The 18,996-nt window shown below is 69.9% G+C and carries 15 protein-coding genes; 7 read left to right on the top strand and 8 right to left on the bottom strand.

What is annotated here, in order from left to right; genetic code table 11:
* Positions 1 to 3: 3 nt before the first annotated feature.
* The 7 genes from Q5716_RS13380 to rsmI all read right to left on the bottom strand — a co-directional run bounded on the left by Q5716_RS13380 (position 4) and on the right by rsmI (position 7,839).
* A complete protein-coding gene (locus Q5716_RS13380) occupies positions 4 to 1,209 on the bottom strand; it encodes a polysaccharide biosynthesis protein (protein ID WP_305003653.1) in 1,206 nt (401 codons plus the stop codon).
* The gene (locus tag Q5716_RS13375; protein ID WP_305003652.1) at positions 1,206 to 2,426 is read right to left on the bottom strand and encodes a DegT/DnrJ/EryC1/StrS family aminotransferase; all 1,221 of its coding nucleotides are present in this window, start codon (positions 2,424 to 2,426) and stop codon (positions 1,206 to 1,208) included. Before Q5716_RS13375 ends, Q5716_RS13380 begins: the two co-directional genes overlap by 4 nt.
* Before the next feature lie 13 nt (positions 2,427 to 2,439).
* Positions 2,440 to 3,375 (bottom strand): 4-(cytidine 5'-diphospho)-2-C-methyl-D-erythritol kinase, encoded by a 936-nt coding sequence (locus Q5716_RS13370; protein ID WP_305003651.1) that lies wholly within the window; start codon positions 3,373 to 3,375, stop codon positions 2,440 to 2,442.
* A 43-nt stretch (positions 3,376 to 3,418) separates the two neighbouring features.
* The gene (gene rsmA, locus Q5716_RS13365) at positions 3,419 to 4,249 is read right to left on the bottom strand and encodes a 16S rRNA (adenine(1518)-N(6)/adenine(1519)-N(6))-dimethyltransferase RsmA (RefSeq protein ID WP_305003650.1); all 831 of its coding nucleotides are present in this window, start codon (positions 4,247 to 4,249) and stop codon (positions 3,419 to 3,421) included.
* A complete protein-coding gene (locus Q5716_RS13360; RefSeq protein WP_305003649.1) occupies positions 4,246 to 5,190 on the bottom strand; it encodes a TatD family hydrolase in 945 nt (314 codons plus the stop codon). Before Q5716_RS13360 ends, rsmA begins: the two co-directional genes overlap by 4 nt.
* Complete coding sequence (gene metG / locus Q5716_RS13355; protein ID WP_305003648.1) at positions 5,187 to 6,746, bottom strand: methionine--tRNA ligase; 1,560 nt, start codon at positions 6,744 to 6,746, stop codon at positions 5,187 to 5,189. The genes Q5716_RS13360 and metG overlap by 4 nt, the downstream gene beginning before the upstream one ends.
* Positions 6,747 to 7,023: 277 nt before the next feature.
* A complete protein-coding gene (gene rsmI, locus Q5716_RS13350) occupies positions 7,024 to 7,839 on the bottom strand; it encodes a 16S rRNA (cytidine(1402)-2'-O)-methyltransferase (RefSeq protein WP_305003647.1) in 816 nt (271 codons plus the stop codon).
* Positions 7,840 to 7,902: 63 nt separating this feature from the next.
* Between rsmI and Q5716_RS13345 the strand changes: the two genes are divergently transcribed.
* The 6 genes from Q5716_RS13345 to Q5716_RS13320 all read left to right on the top strand — a co-directional run bounded on the left by Q5716_RS13345 (position 7,903) and on the right by Q5716_RS13320 (position 16,872).
* Complete coding sequence (locus tag Q5716_RS13345) at positions 7,903 to 9,540, top strand: dolichyl-phosphate-mannose--protein mannosyltransferase (protein ID WP_305003646.1); 1,638 nt, start codon at positions 7,903 to 7,905, stop codon at positions 9,538 to 9,540.
* Positions 9,541 to 9,601: 61 nt separating this feature from the next.
* Positions 9,602 to 13,558, top strand: a complete 3,957-nt coding sequence (locus Q5716_RS13340) for an Ig-like domain-containing protein (RefSeq protein ID WP_305003645.1) — start codon at positions 9,602 to 9,604, stop codon at positions 13,556 to 13,558.
* On the top strand, positions 13,555 to 13,980 hold the full coding sequence (locus tag Q5716_RS13335; RefSeq protein WP_305003644.1) for an ester cyclase: 426 nt from the start codon (positions 13,555 to 13,557) through the stop codon (positions 13,978 to 13,980). The genes Q5716_RS13340 and Q5716_RS13335 overlap by 4 nt, the downstream gene beginning before the upstream one ends.
* Before the next feature lie 51 nt (positions 13,981 to 14,031).
* Positions 14,032 to 15,321: an O-acetylhomoserine aminocarboxypropyltransferase/cysteine synthase family protein gene (locus tag Q5716_RS13330; protein WP_305003643.1), complete on the top strand. Its 1,290-nt coding sequence runs from the start codon at positions 14,032 to 14,034 to the stop codon at positions 15,319 to 15,321.
* Position 15,322: 1 nt separating this feature from the next.
* On the top strand, positions 15,323 to 15,913 hold the full coding sequence (locus Q5716_RS13325) for a CoA-binding protein (RefSeq protein ID WP_305003642.1): 591 nt from the start codon (positions 15,323 to 15,325) through the stop codon (positions 15,911 to 15,913).
* 80 nt (positions 15,914 to 15,993) lie between these two features.
* Positions 15,994 to 16,872 (top strand): sulfurtransferase, encoded by an 879-nt coding sequence (locus Q5716_RS13320; protein ID WP_305003641.1) that lies wholly within the window; start codon positions 15,994 to 15,996, stop codon positions 16,870 to 16,872.
* On the opposite strand, the gene Q5716_RS13315 is transcribed toward Q5716_RS13320, so the two are convergent.
* Positions 16,853 to 18,661: a thioredoxin domain-containing protein gene (locus Q5716_RS13315; protein ID WP_305003640.1), complete on the bottom strand. Its 1,809-nt coding sequence runs from the start codon at positions 18,659 to 18,661 to the stop codon at positions 16,853 to 16,855. The two genes, Q5716_RS13320 and Q5716_RS13315, sit on opposite strands and share 20 nt — an antisense overlap.
* A 69-nt stretch (positions 18,662 to 18,730) precedes the next feature.
* On the opposite strand from Q5716_RS13315, the gene Q5716_RS13310 reads away from it, so the two are divergent.
* Positions 18,731 to 18,996 (top strand): hypothetical protein (locus Q5716_RS13310; RefSeq protein ID WP_305003001.1); only part of this gene is annotated, 266 nt, incomplete at its 3' end.

The following is an 18,996-nucleotide window of genomic DNA, read 5'->3' as shown; positions in this document are numbered from 1 at the left end:
CGCTCACATCTTCTGGTCGAGGCTCTTGCCGGTCTCGACGTGCTGGAAGGTGGGCACGAGGCGCACGAGCTCGGAGACGATGGCGTCCTTGGGCAGGTCGTCGCGCGAGAACAGGGTGCGGAGCTCGTCGCGAAGCGACCGGATGCCCGCCACGTCGTAACTCGCGCGACCGTGCACGACCCCGAGCGCGGCGAAGCGCTCGAGGTCGACGTCCTCGTCGGCGGTGTGGAACTCCTCGAAGGACTTCTCTCCCGAGGTGTCCGACTCGAAGTAGTACACCGGCCACGTGGTGTCCGTCGGGGGCGTCGTGCGCGCCTCCTCCTCGGTCGAGCAGTGGACCGGGGTGTAGCCGAGTTCGGCGAGCAGGGCATCCGCGATGCTCGAGAACGTCAGCATCGCCGGCTCCTCGAGCCTCGGGAAGAGGATGTCGCCGGGGGCGCCCAGGATGCACGCGAGCAGGCACAGCTGGCCCGACTCCGCCGGGGAGACGAAGTAGCGCCGAACGTCGGAGGGCGCCGACAGCGGCTGGCCCTTCGCGATGCGCTCGAGGAAGCCGGCGGGGAGGCTCCCGTTCGAGAAGGCGACGTTCGCGAACCGCGCCGTCGTCGCCGGCAGCACCGACGAGTAGGCGAGCACGGCCTCCTCCATGAGCTTCTTCGACGCGCCCATGACGTTGGCGGGGTTCGCCGCCTTGTCCGTCGAGACGCAGAAGAAGTGCTTCGGCGGGAACTCGGCGAGCAGGTCGAGGAGGCGCGCGGTCGACAGCACGTTGTTCTCGACCATCGCCTCGATCGAGTAGCGGTCCTTCTCGCTGCGCACGTGCTTGTGGGCGGCGAAGTGGGCGACGATGTCGAAGGGGCCGGAGGCGCGCAGCATCCGCTCGAAGACGGCGTCGCCGAACGAGATCGGGTAGGTGAGGTACTGGTCGGGCACGAACTGGCCGGGCGTCGATCGCAAGTCCCGAGTGAGCTCGGTGAGCCCGTTCTCGCTCAGGTCCACCACGACGAGTCGCGCCGGTCGGAACGGCAGCAGGGCGCGAATGAACGACGAGCCGATCGTCCCGGCCCCGCCGATGACGAGCACGGATGCTCCCTCGATCGCCGCGCGCAGCTCGGCGTCGTGCGCAGCGAGGTCCGCGGCGAACATGCTCTCCGATCGGCCGGTCACGTGCCGGGCGAGGAACCCGTCGAGGTCGAACCGCGTGCTCATGCGCTTGCCTCCGGAGCGGTCGCCTCGACCGCGGCCCGCACAGCGGCGACGACCTCGTCGACCTGGGCGTCGGTCAGGCCGTTGTACAGCGGCAGCGTGATCTCGTTCGAGTAGAGGCGGTACGTCTGCGGGTAGTCGGCGATGTCGTAACCGCGGTTCCGGAACAGCGTGAGCATCGCCATCGGGATGTAGTGCACGTTGACGCCGATGCCGGCCTCCGAGATGTGCTGGATGATCGCATCCCGCCGCTGCTCGTCGGCTCCGTCGACTCGCAGCATCGCGAGGTGGCAGCTGGACTCCCGGTCGCCGTCGACGATCGGCCGCAGGTGCGCCCACGAGTCGTGCGCGAACCCGGCGAGGTAGCGCTCGTAGATCCGCTTGCGATCCGGCAGGAGCTGCCCCGGGTACTTGCGCATCTGCGCGAGGCCGATCGCCGCGTTGATGTCCGGCAGGTTGACCTTGAGACCCTGGTCCACGATGTCGTAGCGCCAGGCGCCCGTCTGGTTCTTCTCGAACGCCGACTTGTTCTGCCCGTTGAGCGCGAACGCCTTGAGGAAGGTGTACTCCGCCTCGTTGTCGAACGGGTCCGGGAGCGCCAGGGCGATGGCGCCGCCCTCGCCCGTGGTGACGTTCTTCACGGAGTGGAGCGAGAAGACCGTCGCATCCGCCCACTGGCCGATGGGCCGATCGCGGTAGACCGCGCCGATGGAGTGCGCGGCATCGGCGACGACGAGGATGCGACCGAGCTGCTGCTGCCGCGGGGTGGCCGCCTCGAAGAGGCTGCGGGCATCCTCGACGACCTCGCGAATGCGCGCGTAGTCGGCAGGCCACCCCCCGATGTCGACCGGCAGCACCGCCTTGGTGCGCGGGGTGATCGCGGCGGCGAGCTTCTCCGGGTCGATCGTGAAGTCGTCGAGCACATCGACCATGACGACGGTCGCACCGATGTTCATCGCGCACAGGGCGGTCGCGCTGTACGTGTACGCGGGGACGATGACCTCGTCGCCGGGTCCGATGCCGAACCAGCGCAGCATGAGCATCGCGCCGGAGGTCCACGAGTTGACGCACAGCACGGGGGTTCCGGTGAGCGCGCCGATCTCGGCTTCGAGGAGCCGCACCTTCGGCCCCGTCGTCAACCAGCCCGTATTGGTCAGCGCGTCGTTGACCTCCGCGATGACGTCGTCATCGATGAGCGGCAGCGAGAACGGGATGGGCACCAGTTAAACCTAGTCAGTCGGTGACGATCCGGGCGCCGTGGACGGGCCCGGTGGCGCGCACGACGGTCAGCTGCGCGGCGCTCAAGGCGATCTGCAGCTCGAGCGCCGAATCGATGTCCGCGGCGAGGAACGCGACCGTCGGCCCCGACCCCGACACGATGCCCGCGAGCGCGCCGTTGCGCTCGCCCAGCTCGAGCACGTCGGCGAGCGACGGTTCGAGGTGGATGGCCGGCGCCTGCAGGTCGTTGTAGAGGCACTCCGCCAGCATGTGCGGGTCTCCCGCTCGCAGCGCCTGCAGCACGTTCGCGTCGACCGACGGCGCGACCGGGGCGGGCGAGATGTCCTGGATGTGCCGCGCCCGGTGCTCGTCGAGCTCGCGGTAGACCGCCGGCGTCGACAGGCCGAAGTCGGCGAGCGCGAGCACCCAGTGGAACTGGCCCTTCGCGAGTGCTGGGCTCAGCTGGTCGCCGCGGCCCGTACCGATCGCGGTTCCGCCGGTGAAGGCGAACGGCACGTCGGCGCCGAGCTCGGCCGCGAGATCGAGCATGTCCTCCCGAGGGAAGGCGGTACCCCAGAGCGCGTCGCACGCCAGGAGGGTCGCCGCGGCATCCGCGGACCCGCCGCCCATGCCGCCGGTGACGGGCACGTGCTTGTCGATCTCGAGTCGGACTCCCCCGCGGTAGCCGGTGCGGGCGGCGAGCAGCCGCGCCGCGCGGATCGCGATGTTCGAGCCGTCCGTGGGCACTCGCGAGAGCTCGACAGTACCCGTGACACTGACCGAGAAGTCGTCGGCGGGGTAGGCGCGCACGTCTTCGTAGAGCGACACGGCCTGGTAGGCGATGGCGACGTCGTGGTAGCCGTCGTCCTCGAGCGCCCCGACCTGCAGGAAGACGTTGATCTTGCCCGGCGCCCTCGTGTGGATCATCGTCGGGGCGGCCTCGGCGGTCATGAGACCACCCTAGGCGAGCGAGGCTGATGCTGTCCCCAGCCGATCACGGCAGCGCGCGAACGACCCTCAGGTAGTCCTCGACGGTGAGCTCCTCGCCGCGGGCCGTCGGCGGGATGCCCGCTGCCTCGAGCCGAGCGGTCGCGGTTGCCGCATCACCGAGCACCCCCGCGAGCGACTGGCGCAGCATCTTGCGGCGCTGCCCGAAAGCTGCGTCCACGAGCGCGAACGTCGCGACGCGCTCCTCCTCGGTGCCCGGCTCGGGCCCGCGCTCGAACCGGACGAGAATGGAGTCGACGTTGGGCACCGGCCAGAACACCTGCCGGCTCACCTTGCCCGCGGTCGAGAACGACCCGTACCACGCCGACTTCACGCTCGGCGCCCCGTACACCTTCGAGCCGGGGCCGGCGGCGACGCGCTCCCCCACTTCGGCCTGCACCATGACGACGCCGCGCGAAATCGTCGGGAACGACTCCATGAAGTGCAGCAGCACCGGCACCGACACGTTGTACGGCAGGTTCGCGACGAAGACGGTCGGGTCGTGGGGCAGTTCGGTGACACGAAGGGCGTCCTCACGGATGACGGTGAGCCGGGCATCCGGGACCAGCTGCGACACGGTCACCGGCAGCTGGCGCGCGAGCCTCTCGTCGATCTCGACGGCGACGACGGATGCCCCCGCCTCGAGCAGCGCGAGGGTGAGCGACCCCAGTCCGGGGCCGACCTCCACAACGGTCTCGCCCGGCGCGACGTCGGCGACGCGCACGATGCGCCGGACCGTGTTCGCGTCGATGACGAAGTTCTGACCGAGCTTCTTCGTCGGCTGAAGGTCGAGCAGGGCGGCCAGATCGCGGATCTCGGCCGGACCCAGGAGGGTCACTCGGGCCGGTCCAGCGACTCGACGATCTCGGGGAGGTCTTCGTCCCACTGACCGTATACCTCTTCGGTCGTCGACGAGATCTGGGCGGCGAGCATCGTGACGTCCGTCTCGAGGTGGGCGGCCATGGCCCGCAGCGTCGTGGGGATGAGGTACGGCGAGTTCGGCCGACCACGGTACGGGTGCGGCGTCAGGAACGGGGCATCCGTCTCCACGAGGATGCGATCGCGCGGGATCGCCTCGAGTGCCTCGCGCAAGTAGGCGGCGTTCTTGAAGGTCACCGTTCCCGCGAACGACAGGTACCAGCCCTGGTCGGCGCAGAATCGCGCCATCTCCGCGTCGCCGGAGAAGCAGTGGAACACCGTCTTCTCGGGAGCGCCCACCCGGATGAGCGTCTCCATCACGGCCTGGTGGGCGTCGCGGTCGTGGATCTGCAGGGCGATGCCGTGGCTCTTGGCGATCGCGATGTGCGCCTCGAACGACCGCAGCTGAGCGTCGCGCCCGTCCTCGCCGGTGCGGAAGAAGTCGAGGCCGGTCTCGCCGATCGCACGCACGCGGGGCTGCGCGGCTAGGGCGTCGATCTCGGCGAGCGCGGCATCCAGTGTTCCGGATGCCGCATAGCCGGGCACCTCGTTAGGGTGCAGCGCGACCGCCGCGAGCACGCGCGGCTCGCGCTCGGCGACCTGGGCGGACCACCTCGAGGTCTCGAGGTCGCCTCCGACCTGCACGACGCCCTTCACCCCGACGCTGGATGCCCGATCGAGGTGCTCGCGGTAGTCGAGTTCGCTGCCCGGCGTGCCGTCCGAGATCTCGAGGTGCGTGTGGTTGTCGTACACGCTGACGGAGAGCGCCTCGGGCAGCGGCGGGTAGTCGAGGTCACGAGAGGGGTCGGGCTCCCGCTGGCGCACATGCAACTCGGTCGGTTGCTGCGCCCACTCGCTCATCCTGCGTCCTCTGCCGTTTCGATCCGGGGGAACAGGGATGACTCGAGAGCCGTCACCGTTCCATTCCCGCTCCACGAGTATGCCTCGTGGATGGGGTGGGCATCCACCTCCCCCTCGCCGCCGACCGCGGGCCAGAGCCGAGCGGTCGCCTGCGGGAGCACGGGCGAGAGCAGGATTGCGAGGGTGCCGAGTCCGTGCACGGCGGTCGCGAGCACGGCCTCGAGCCGGTCGCGCTGCGCGGGGTCCTTGGCGAGCGCCCAGGGCTCCTGCTCGGTGATGTAGAGGTTCAGGGCATCCACGAGCTTCCACGTCTCGGCGATCGACTCGCCGAGTGCGAAGCGGTCGATCGCGGCGTTCGCGGCGGCCGTCGCGCTCCGCTCGAGCTCCGCGATCGGAGCATCCACGGCAGCGTCGGGCACCGCTCCGTCGAAGTACTTGATCACCATCGCGATGACGCGGGAGGCCAGGTTGCCGAAGCCATTGGCGAGCTCCGCCTGGTAGCGGGCGCTGAGGTCCTCCCACGAGAACGAGCCGTCCTGGCCGAACGTGATCGCGGACAGGAAGTAGTAGCGGAACGCATCCGAGCCGAACGTGTCGGTGATCTGCGCCGGCGCGATGCCGGTGAGCTTCGACTTCGACATCTTCTCGCCGCCGACGAGGAGCCAGCCATGGCCGAACACGGCCGTCGGCACCTCGAGGTCGGCCGCCATGAGCATGGCCGGCCAGATCACGGCGTGGAAGCGCGCGATGTCCTTGCCGACGATGTGCACCGCCGGCCAGCGCCGCTCGAGCTGCTCGTCGTCGGCGCCGTAGCCGACCGCGGTGACGTAGTTGAGAAGCGCGTCGAACCACACGTACACGACGTGGGACTCGTCCCACGGGACCTTGATGCCCCAGTCGAAGCTCGACCGGGAGATCGACAGATCGGCGAGGCCCTGCTTGACGAACTGGACGATCTCGTTACGCACGCTCGCCGGCTGGACGAAGTCGGGCCGGGTCTCGTAGAGGTCGAGCAGCCGGTCCTCGAACGCGCTCATGCGGAAGAAGTAGTTCTTCTCCTTGAGGATCTCGACCGGGCGACCGTGAATCTTGCAGACGAGCGCGCCGAGGAACTCCCCTTCGCCGGGCTGCAGGTCGTCGGGCTGCTTGTACTCCTCGCAACCGACGCAGTAGTAGCCCTCGTACTCGCCCGAGTAGATGTGGCCGTCGTCGTAGAGCCGCTGCAGGAAGGTCGCCACGGCCTTCTCGTGCCGCGGCTCGGTGGTGCGGATGAAGTCGTCGTTGCGGATGTCGATCGTCTCGAGGAGCGGCTTCCAGGCGCTCTCGACGAGCTGGTCGGCCCACGCCTGCGGAGTGGTGTCGTTCGCGACGGCGGTGCGCAGGATCTTCTGCCCGTGCTCGTCGGTGCCGGTGAGCAACCACGTGTCGTCCCCGCGCTGGCGGTGGAACCGGGCGAGCACGTCGGCAGCGACCTCGGTGTACGCGTGGCCGATGTGCGGCACATCGTTGACGTAGAAGATCGGCGTCGTGATGTAGAAGGAGTCACCGGCGGGCATGACGTCAAGTCTACGGATGCGCGCGACACCGTTACGCGGACGTGCTCGCATCGCGCCCGATTTCGACGCCTTCACCGAGGACGATGATGGAGAGTGGTACGGGCAGTGAGACTCCTGCTCAACACGCACGTCATTCTGTGGTGGCTCTCGGCTGACGTTCGATTGGACTCCGCGGCCCGCCGGGCGATCGCGAGCGGCGCCAATGATGTATTCGTCTCGGCAGTGAGTCTCACCGTCGTCACGCGCGATTCACGCATCGCCGCGTACGACGTCCCGGTCATTCCCGCCTAGCGCGGAGCGCCGCCTCGTACAGCTCGCGCTTGGGCAGCCCCGTGGCCGCGGCGACGTCGGCAGCGGCATCCTTGAGGCGCACGCCCGACTCGACGAGCGACTGCACCTCCGCGAGCGCGGTCGGCAGGTCGGATGCCCGTGCCGGCGCCCCCTCGACGACGAGGCAGATCTCTCCCCGGGTGCCCTCCGCGAACCGCTCCGCGAGCTCGGCCGCCGTGCCGCGCGCGACCTCTTCGTGGAGCTTGGTGAGCTCGCGGCACACGGCGACGCGGCGGTCGGGCCCGAACTCGGCAGCCACGTCGGCGAGGGCATCCGCGATCCGGTGCGGCGACTCGAAGAAGACGAGGGTGCGGGGCTCCGCCGCGAGCGACCGCAGGTGCGCCGCCCGGCCCTTTCTCGGCAGGAAGCCCTCGAAGACGAAGCGGTCGGTGGGCAACCCGCTCACGGCGAGGGCGGTCAGTACGGCGCTCGGCCCGGGGAGCGCGGTCACCGTCACGCCGGCGGCCGCGGCCGCGGCGACGAGCGGGAAACCGGGGTCGCTGATGGCGGGCATTCCCGCATCGGTGAGCACGAGCACGTCGCCGTCGCGCGCGAGCTCCACGAGCTCGGCCGCCTTCTCCGTCTCGTTGTGCTCGTGGAGCGCGATGAGCCGGGGGCGGTTCTCGACGCCGAGCGCGCGCATGAGGTGGATGGTCGTGCGGGTGTCCTCGCTCGCGATCACCTCGGCGTTGGCGAGGGCCTCGATGAGCCGGCGCGACGCGTCGCCGAGGTTGCCGATGGGCGTGGCGGCGAGGATGATCACGCCCCATTCTCCCATCGGGCCTCCCATCGGCCCGCGCCTCAGACGCCGAAGTACCATGGGCGGGTGAGCGACCGCCCCGACTTCGACGAGCTTCTCGAAGCCGACGCCGAAGCCGTGGAGCGCGACGCGGAGCGGTTCGAGGGACCCACGGGCTCCTGGCTCGACGACCGCTGGGAGCGACTGTCGCTGCGGGCGCAGAGCGTCCTGCGCTGGCTCGCTCCGGCACTCGTCGTCGTCGTGGCGGCGGTCACCCGGTTGTGGAACCTGGGGCACCCGGCATCCCTCGTCTTCGACGAGACGTTCTATGTGAAGGATGCCTGGACGCTCGTGAACCTCGGCTACGAGGCCCAGTGGCCCGCCGAGGCCGACGTGCGCTTCAACGCCGGCGACACGGGATTCTTCCTGACCGACCCGTCGTTCGTGGTGCACCCTCCGCTCGGCAAGTGGATCATCGGCTCGGGGATGCTCGCGCTCGGCCCGGACGACCCGGTGGGCTGGCGCATCACGACGGCGCTCGTGGGAGTCCTCGCCGTCGTGCTGCTCATGGTCGTCGCGAAGCTCCTGTTCGGCTCGCAACTGCTCGCCACCCTCGCCGGGTTCCTGATGGCGATCGAGGGCAACGCGATCGTGATGAGCCGCGTCGCGCTGCTCGACAACTCGGTGATGTTCCTCGCCCTCCTCGGAGTGCTGTTCGTGCTGCTCGATCGGCGCTGGAGCAGAGTGCGACTCGCCGCGTGGATCCGGGCTCGGGAGGAGGCCGGGCGACCGACCGACTGGGGGCCGGCGCTGTGGTGGCGGCCGTGGCTCATCGCCGCGGGCATCGCGTTCGGGGCGACGGCCGCGGTCAAGTGGAGCGGGCTGTACTTCCTCGCCGCGTTCGCGGTGTACACGCTCGTGGTGGACGCCCTCGCGCGGCGACGGTCGGGCATCCAGTTCTGGGCGTCGGGGACGGTGTTCAAGCAAGGGCCGACCACGTTCCTGCTCATGGTGCCGATCGCGCTCGTCGTCTACCTCGCCAGCTGGAGCGGGTGGTTCCTCTCCGACAACGGGTACGACCGGCACTGGGCGGAGGGCGACGGGAACGCGTGGGGCGGAGCCCTGTCGTGGGTTCCGCTGAGCATCCAGAGTCTGTGGCACTTCGAGTCGAGCGTGTACGCGTACCACCTCGGCGAGAACCGGCCGCACGGCTACCAGGCCAACCCGCTCACATGGCTGTTCCTGATCCGTCCGACGAGCATGTTCTACGAGGGCGCGGCAGCGGGCGAGAACGGGTGCACGGCCGACCTCTGCGGGTCATCCATCACGGGGCTCGCCAATCCGCTCATCTGGTGGGCGGCGACGGCGGCGGTCTTCTATCTCGTGTACCGGCTCGTCCGCTTCCGCGAGTGGCGCGTGGGGTTCATCCTCATGGGGCTCGCGGCGGGCTACCTGCCGTGGCTGCTCTACCTGAACCGCACCGTGTTCCAGTTCTATACGATCGCGTTCGAGCCGTACCTGATCCTCGCGCTCGTCTTCGTTCTCGGCCTCATTCTGGGACGACCGGATGATCCGCGCGACCGTCGATCGAGCGGAGTCGGTGTCGTACTCGTGTTCCTGGCCCTCGCGACGGCGGCGAGCGCATTCTTCTGGCCGCTGTGGACCGGCATCCAGATCCCGTACGACTACCTCCGAGCCCACTGGTGGCTCGTTACGTGGCGGTAATACGCCGCGGATATACTGGCCCGCACCCCTGGCTCCCCCCTCCCCCGCAACGAGGCGCCGCATGTCCCCGATCCGCCGTACCGCCGCCGCTACCGCCGCGCTCGCCCTCATCGGCGCGACCATCGCTCTCGGCGCGCTGCCCGCCGCCGCCTACGCCCCCCTGAGCGTCTCGATCGATCCCCTCGGATTCTCGGTGCAGACCGACTCCGGGCCGGTCTCGATCAGCGGAGTCACCGATCACTCGGGCGGGGGCGACCAGACGATCGACGTGTCCGTGTCGTTCAACGGCGGTACCGCGCAGCCCTACTGCTCCGGGTCCTTGACGATCTACGACCCCATCGACCCGGCGGTGCCGTGGTCGTGCTCGAGCTACGCCATGTCCGGCCTTCAGTACGGGACTGCGCAGTTCACAGCCGTCAGCTACGAGAACGCCACGCCCGCTGAAGTGAGCCCGGTGAGCTCGCCGGTGGACCTCGTGGTGGGCAGCACCGACCCCGCCGTGATCACGTCGCCGGCTCCCGGAGCATCCACCCTCGACTCGACCCCGACGTTCACGGGGACCGGACCGCACATGGGGTCGGTCACGGTCTCGGCGAATGGGGCCGACCTCTGCTCGTCGCCGGTCGACGCGAACGGCGACTGGTCGTGCACGTCGACTCCGCTTGCGAGCTACGTCGAGGATCCCTATGCGACGTCGATCACCTACCCGGTCGTCGCGACGGGCGCGGAGGCGGATGGCTCGCCGCAGGCTCCATCGGCCCCCCAGGATCTCACGATCCTGATGCCGCAGACCCCCACGACCGACCAGACCTTCGCACCCTGGTACACGAGCGGGGCGACCCCCCAGGTTCAGGGCTCGATGGGGCAGTACACGACGAGCGTGACCGTGTGGCGGTCGACCGACGGCAGTTCGTGGTGGTGGTACTGCAACGCCCCGACCGCGGAGCTCGCCACCGTCTGGTACTGCGACGCCTCTACCGATTCGGTCGCGGACGAGCTCGACTACGGCGTCAACTACCTCGCCGCCTCGACGACGAACGAGCAGGGCCAACTGTCCATGCTCGGAACGCCGATCGAGATCTACCGGCTCCAGGAGCCCACGATCACCAGCCCCGCCGCGGACGACTTCTACACGAACGACACCACCCCGACCTTCTCGGGAACGGTCGACCCGCTCGCGACGAACGTCGACGTACTCGATGGGGAGGACCCGTACTGCTCGGACCCCACCCCGTCGGGCGGAGCCTGGTCGTGCACGCCGGACTCGCCGCTGCTCGACGGCACGTACTCCTACTTCGTCTTCAACGACCCACTGCCGGGCGGGTTCTCGGAGACGCGGACGATCACGATCGACACCGCCGCGCCCACCGACCCGGGGGTGTTCACGTCGGGGACGACGACCGACAACACGCCCACCATCACCGGCAGCGCCGAGGAGGGCGCGCTCGTGACCGTCTACATCGACGGCGATCCGGTGGCGTGCGAGAGCGCGCCGGTCGGCGATGCGGGCGGCAACTGGTCGTGCGACCTGATCGCGCCGCTTGCGCTGGGCCCGCACACGGTGAGCGCGGTGCAGGCCGACCGCGCCGGCAACGTCTCGAACGCCGGCGTTCCCCCGGCCTTCACGACGCTCACGGTGGAGGCGCCGCCCGTCCCGCCCGCGACGGACATCATCAGCCCGGTAGACGGGTGGGAGAGCTACCAGCCGACGATGTTCGTGGAGGGCCAGTTCGAGAACGTCGACTCCGGCCAGTACATCGTGCGGGTCACCGCGACGTGGCCGGGCGGGTCCGACCAGTGCGAGGACTCCATCGCCTACTTCGAGTCCGACTGGGCCTGCACCCTCGGGATCGGCCCCGGGGGGCCCGTGTCGATCACCGCGGTGCTGTTCGACGACGACGGCGTGCTCGACAACCCCGGCCCGACGAGCGCGGCATCCACCGGCACTCGCCTCGTGCTGGCGAAACCGACGATGTCGTACGACATGGGTCCGGCATCCATCGGCATCGCGGGCACCGCGGAGCCCGGGTTCGACATCGGAGTGTCGGTCTACACGGTCGGCAACCCGAGCGGCTCGTACACCTACTCCCTCCTGAGCTCGTGCGGCACCGGTGGTGGCGGAGAAGGGGGCGAGGGCGGCGGCGAGGGCGCAGAAGGCACCGCGGTCCCGGCGATCCAGTCGACCGGATGCTCCCTCACGGGTCTCGCGCCGGGCATCTACAACGTCTACGCGAACCAGCAGAGCGAGAGCGGGAGCAGTCCCTACCAGAACGACTACATCCTCATCCCGTCGACCCCGACAATCACCGCCGCGGGCGGCGAGGAGTCGGTGACGTTCCGCGGATCGGGTACGCCCGGCTACACCATCGAGGCCCGCTCCGCCGAGGGAGTGACGTACTGCCTCGCCACCGTCGGCTCGGACGGCTCGTGGTCGTGCTCGACCGCCCTGGCCGCGGGCAGCTACGGAGCGGTCGCCGTGCAGCGCGCGCAGGGCTTCGTCGCCCAGACCGGCAACGAGGCAGACATCCCCGACCTGTCCCTGTCGGGCTTCTCCGCCCTGACGGGTCCCGTCGCCTTCGCCGTCACGGCGGAGACCATCGTCACCCCGCCCACGGTCTTCCTGCCCTGGACCTTCATCTTCACCACGGGCGGCACCGAGTTCCAGCCCGGCGACTCGACGACGCTCAGCGGATCGGGCCTGCCGCCCACCGCCGCGGTCGACGCGGAGTTCCATTCCACCCCCGTCGACATCGGCTCGACCGTCGTCGACGCCGCCGGCAACTTCCTGCTCGGTGTCACGATCCCCGAGGACGCGGAGCCCGGCGAGCACGAGATCGTCGTCACCGTCACCCCGGCGGCCGGCACGGGCATCCCCTCGACCAGTCGCGTGCCGGTGACCGTCCTCGAGCCGCCGCGCACCCGGGCGGAGCCGCCGCTCAGCACCAAGAGCGACGCGCTGCCCCTGACGGGAGGCGCCGGCGTCGACCGCAACGACCCCGCGGCACCCACGTCGCTCACGACCGTGCTCGAGCCCGCTCAGGCCGTGCTCACCAACCCGGTCGCGCTCGGGGGCGCCGCCCTCGCCGGGCTCGTACTGCTCCTGCTCGTCGGTCTTCCCGCTGAACTGCTCAACTCGACGATCTCCGAGAACTACGAGCGCATCACCCGCGGGCTCCCGCGTGTGCGTGCGCCCTGGTGGGAGCGCTTCGGGGCGTGGTTCCAGTCACGTCACGTCTTCGGCGCTCTCGCGCTCACCGTTCTCGCTGCCCTCATCTTCGGCTTCGCCGACCCCGGGTTCGGCGCCGACCTCGCGTCCTTCCGCCTGGTGCTCGCGTGCGCGCTCGCGCTGTTCGTCGTCGGGTACCTCGCGAGCATCATCTCCGGCACGATCATCCGTCGCCGGTGGGGCCTCGACTGGGTCGTGGAGCTCAAGCCCCTCGGCATCCTGATCGCCGTGGTCGGCGTGTTCCTGTCGCGGCTGATCGACTTCAGCCCCGGGTTCCTCCTCGGACTCGTCATCGGCATCACGGTGCTCGACACGACGAGCGCGGCGCAGCGGGCCAAGGTCGCGCTCGTGCAGGCCGGTGTGGTGTTCACCCTGGCGATGCTCGGCTGGACGGCGTACAGCATCCTGTCGGCCACTACCGCCCCCGACTCGTTCGGGTCGGCGCTCGCCTTCGAGACCACCGCGGCGATCACCGCGGAGGGCCTTACGGCCCTGGTGGTCGGGATGCTCCCCTTCAAGTTCCTCGACGGCTCCGAGATCGCGGAGCACTCCCGCTGGCTCTGGGCTGCCGTGTACGCCTTCATCGCCGCCGCGTGGATCCTGGTGGTGCTACCGACCTCGTGGTCCGAGCAGACCGGACCGGTCTGGGTCACGGTCGCCGTCCTCGGCGCCTTCACCGTCCTCGCCCTGGCGGTGTACTTCTTCTTCCGACTCACCGGCAAGGAGGAGACGAAGGAAGACAATCCGCACACCGAGGTCGACGAGTCGCAGCTCGAAGACGTGCAGCTGTGACCGCGTCAGACTCACGGCCGCTCGTCGTCGCGGACTCCCCCGAAGCCCGACGCGGTGCGGAGGTCGTCGTCGATTTCTTCGACCGCGTGCTGTCGGCTCGGCGCGACCCAGCCGCCGCGGGCGAGTTCATCGCGGAGGACTTCGTCGACCACGACCCCGCCGGGGACGACGCCGGTCCGACCGGCGTCATCGCCAAGCTCGGGGGGCTCTGGACCGCGCTGCCCGACGGCGCGTACCGCCTCGAGAGCGTCGTCGCCGCGGCAGACCTCGTCGTCACCCGCTCCGTGCTGGAAGCGCGCGGGGTGACGGTCGCCTTCGCCGACTTCTACCGGGTGCGGGAGGGGCGCATCGCCGAGCACTGGCACGTCGTGGATGCCGGCGAACTCGCGCGGCAGCTCGCCGCCCGGGCCGGGGACGCGTAACCGCGCGCAACACCGGGAAATACCGCGTCACCGGTTCGGTAGCCTGATCGCATGGCAGATAGAGAGTACGGCTTCCGTACCCGCGCGATCCACGCAGGCAACATTCCCGACGAAGTCACCGGCGCGCGCGCCCTGCCCATCTACCAATCGAGTGCGTTCGTCTTCGACGACACGGCGGATGCTGCGGCCCGCTTCGCCCTCCAGAAGTACGGCAACATCTACTCCCGGCTCGCGAACCCGACGGTCGCGAGCTTCGAGGAGCGGGTGGCATCCCTCGAGAATGCGCTCGGCGCCGTGGCCACCTCGAGCGGTCTCGGGGCGCAGTTCATCACGTTCGCCTCGCTCGCGGGGGCCGGCGACCACATCGTCGCCTCCGCGAACCTCTACGGCGGCTCGATCACCCAGCTCGACATCACGCTGCGGCGATTCGGGGTCGAGACCACGTTCATCCGTTCGTCCGACCCCGCCGAGTACGCTGCGGCGATCACCGACAAGACGAAGGCCGTCTACGCGGAGACCATCGCCAATCCGTCCGGCGAGATCGCCGACATCGAGGGACTGGCCGATGTGGCGCACGCCCACGAGGTGCCGCTCATCATCGACTCGACGGTCGCAACGCCCTACCTCAACCGCCCGATCGAGTGGGGCGCCGACATCGTCGTGCACTCGGCGACCAAGTTCCTCGGCGGAGCAGGCACCACGCTCGGCGGCGTCGTCGTCGAGTCGGGGCGATTCCACTGGGCGAACCACCGCTTCCCGCTCTTCGACCAGCCGGTGCCGTCGTACGGCGGGCTCAACTGGCACGGCAACTTCGGCGAGTACGCGTTCCTCACCCGGCTCCGCGCCGAGCAGCTGCGCGACATCGGGCCCGTGCTCGCCCCGCACTCCGCGTGGCTGCTCGCCCAGGGCGTCGAGACCCTTCCGTTCCGCATGCAGGCGCACGTCGACAACGCGCGCATCGTCGCCGAGTGGCTCAAGGCCGACCCGCGCATCGAGTTCGTCAATTGGGCAGGTCTGCCCGACCACCCGCACTTCGAGCGCGCGGCCAAGTACCTCCCGAAGGGCCCGGGCTCGGTGTTCTCGTTCGGAGTGAAGGGCGGCCGCGCGGCCGGCCAGAAGTTCATCGAGTCGGTGAACCTCGCGAGCCACCTCGCCAACATCGGGGATGCGAAGACCCTCGTCATCCACCCCGCCTCGACCACGCACGCGCAGCTCTCGGAGCAGCAACTGATCGACGCGGGCGTCCTGCCGGGCGTCGTGCGCATCAGCGTGGGAATAGAGGACCCCGAGGACATCGTTGATGACCTCGACCAGGCACTCGCCGCCGCGACCAAGGAGTGACATGAGCATCGCAACCGACACCGCGACGGAAGAGACCGTCACCACGCAGCTCGCCAACGGCCTCACGTGCGACATCCCCGCGAGCTCGCCGCTCGCGAAGCTCCTCAAGTCGCAGCGCACCTGGGTCGGCCCGACTGCGAAGGAGCGGCTCGCCATCCTCCGCAAGGCGAAGTCCATCGCGATCGTCGGAGCATCGCCGAACCCGGCGCGCTCGAGCTACTTCGTGGGCACGTACCTGCTGCAGTCGAGCGACTACGACGTGTACTTCGTCAATCCGAACGCCGACGAGATCCTCGGGCACAAGGCGTACCCCGACCTCAAGTCGCTTCCCGTGGTGCCCGACATCGTCGACGTGTTCCGCAAGGGCAGCGACATCCCGAGCGTCATCGACGACGTGCTCGAGGTGGGCGCCAAGACGGTCTGGGTGCAGCTCGGCATCTGGAACCAGGACGCGGCGATCTACGGCGAGTCGAAGGGTCTCACCGTCGTGATGGACCGCTGCATCAAGGTCGAGCACGCCCGCTTCCACGGCGGACTGCACCTCCTCGGCTTCGACACCGGGGTCATCACGGCGCGCAAGACCGTCCGCTGACGTAACACTGCGCGTAACACGGTTACGCGGTGTTGCGGTCGGCGTTGGCGAGCGGGATGCCGCGGCCTACCGTGGTGGCCATGAGCGCACCCCACCTCGATTCCCCCCTCGTGTCCACGCAGTGGCTCGCCGACCACCTCGGCACCGAGGGCCTCGTCGTACTCGACGCCACGGTGCTGCTGTACACGCAGCCGAACGGGCGCCCCGGATACCTCGGCGGCCACGAGAGCTACATCGTGAACGGCCACGTGCCGGGAGCGGTGTTCGCGGACGTGATCGAGGAGCTGTCGGATCCCGAGGAGCGCTACCCGTTCACCCGGCCCGACGCCGAACGATTCGCCACGGCGGTCGGCGCCCTCGGGGTCGACAACGACACCACCGTCGTCGTCTACGACGCGGTGGTCGGCCAGTGGGCGTCGAGGGTGTGGTGGCTCTTCCGCGCATTCGGCTACGACCGGGTCGCGGTTCTCGACGGCGGTCTCGACAAGTGGGTCGCCGAGAACCGGCCCGTCGACATCGGCCACGTCGAAGCGACCCCCCGGGTCTTCACGGCGGCACCACGCCCTGAGCTCTGGGCGTCGAAAGCCGAGGTGGCGGCGATCGTGGCGGGCGAGGCGCCGGGTGCGCTGGTGTGCGGCATCCCGGCGAAGGAGTTCACGGGAGAGGCGGGCACTCGAGCGCGCAAGGGCCACATCCCCGGGAGTGTGAGCGCGCCGGCCGGCCAGCTCGTCGACCGCGAAACGAACGCGATCGCGCCGACCGAACGGCTCACCGCGCTCTTCGCACCGGTGCTCCGCGAGGAGCGAGTCGTGACGTACTGCAACGGCGGCATCGCGGCGGCCTCCGATGCACTCGCCCTGACCCTGCTCGGTCACCGCAACGTCGCCATCTATGACGAATCGCTCAACGAGTGGGCGGCTGACGCCGACGCGCCGCTCGTCACGACAGCAGCCGCATGAGCTCCCCCGGCTCCGTCACGGGCAGCCGGCACACGAAGTCCTCGCACACGTAGGCGGTCGATCGACCGCCCTGCTCGACGCGGCCGTCGAAGAGCTCGAAGCCCGCGGCAGACCACGACGCAGCCTGCTCGGGGCTCACGATCGCCACGAGACCCGGTGCCCTTGCTGCCGCCTCGGCGAGCTCGCCGTGCCCCACGACCACGAGCTGACGCGCTGGCGCGGCGAGGCGCGAGATCACGCCGAGCGCGGCGCCGAGCGAGACGGGATGCGTCGTCGCGGCGTGCGCGACGCGCTGGACGGCGCGGGATGCGGCATCCCGGTACCGTCGCTCGGCGGTGAGCTGGTACAGCACGAGCGCCGCATCCGCCATCGCACTGCGGCCGGAGGGGTGGGCGCCGTCGCTGTCGTCGGCCTCGACGACGATTCCCTGCGCGGCGAGCACGGGGTCGCCGCCGCCGGGAACGCCGAACGGGTCGCCCGCCTCCAGGCTCGCGTCGACGAGGTCTCGCCCGGCCTCGGCGTAGCGCACCTCCCCCGTGGTGGTGGCGAGTTCGAGGAGGCCGCGGGCGAGCATCCCGTAGTCCTCGAGGGTGACGGGCGCGCTCGAGGCGACACCGTCGATGGACGAGTGGATGATCGGGCCCGCGAGAAGCACGTCCGCGGCTTCGGCCGCCGCCTGCACCCACTCGGGCCGGCCGAGGAGCCGACCCGCGAGGGCGAGCGCCTCGATCGCGAGCCCGTTCCAGCCGGTGAGCACCTTGCCGTCGATCGGCGGAGGGTCGAGGCGGGACCGGCTTGCGGCGTCGAGCGAGTAGTAGAAGCCCTCGACGCGCTGGCCGTCGACGGTGGACTCGCTGTCCTGGGCACTCGCGAAGGTACCCGCTGGGGTGCGCAGCGTGTCGAGGAGGAAGGAGGCGATGCCGTCCGCGACGTCGGCGAACCGCGTTCCCGGGGGCTCTCGAAGGGACCCCGACGTCGCCGCCCCCACCGCGTACGCCGCGAGCAACTGCGCGTTGTCGTAGAGCATCCGCTCGTAGTGGGGCTCGCTCCAATCCCGCCGCGTCGAGTAGCGGAAGAACCCGCCGTCGACCGGGTCGCGCAGCGGGGACGCCGCCATGGCGTCGAGCAGGCGCATCCCGAGCGGCTCGCCGCGGTCGACGAGGAAGCGCACGACGGGCGCGACCGGGAACTTCGGAGCCGTGCCGAAGCCGCCGAACTCGGGGTCCTCCTGCGCTTCGAGCGCCGCGACGACGGGTGAGAGGTCGGTCGGCAGTTCGCCCGTCGCCGCGCGCGGCTGGGTCAGCGCGGCGACGATCGCGTCCCCGTTGGACTCGACCTCCGCGCGCCGGTCGCGCCACGCATTCAGCACCGCCTCGACCACCTGCCGGAATGACGGGATGCCTTGCACGGGCTCGGGCGGCCAATAGGTGCCGGCGAAGAAGGCGCGACCCTCGGGGGTGACGAAGACGTTGAGCGGCCAGCCGAGGTTGGGGGTGAAGGCACCCGCTGCGGCGAGGTAGGTGGCGTCGACCTCGGAGTGCTCCTCGCGATCGACCTTGATCGCGACGAGGTTCTCGTTGAGGTAGGCGGCCACCTCCGAGTCGCTGAAGCTCTCGCGAGCCATGACGTGGCACCAGTGGCACGTCGAGTAGCCGATCGAGACCAGCACGGGTACATCGCGCCGACGGGCCTCGGCGAACGGCTCGGGCCCCCACGCCCACCAGTCGACAGGATTGTCGGCGTGCGAGCGCAGGTAGGGGCTCGCGGCTGCGGCGAGGCGGTTGGGCATGGGTCCAGGCTACCCCGCGCGTTGTCCACAAGTATCGAATCTGTGTTCGATGGATGATAGACTGGAGGCATGCAGACACCGGGCGTTCAGACCTCCACGAGTGTGGTCGTGCTGCCCGACGTGTCCGGTTTGGGTGCGGTGTCCGATGAGGCGCTGCTGCAGTTGCAGCGCGAGTCCGGTGCGGCCCGGCGCCGGGTGGATGCGGTGGTCGCGGCGATCTCGGGTGAGCTCGCCCGACGGTCGGCTCGGGAGCTCGGGCAGGGCGGCCTCGCCGCCCGCACCGGCGCGCGGACACCGGAGAAGGCGGTGCAGCAGCTCACGGGGGTGAGCCTGAC

The organism is Antiquaquibacter soli, assembly GCF_030580675.1.
Taxonomy (GTDB): domain Bacteria; phylum Actinomycetota; class Actinomycetes; order Actinomycetales; family Microbacteriaceae; genus Rhodoglobus; species Rhodoglobus soli.
The sequence above is the reverse complement of the archived record's forward strand: the minus strand, read 5'-3'. Positions and strand labels throughout refer to the sequence as shown.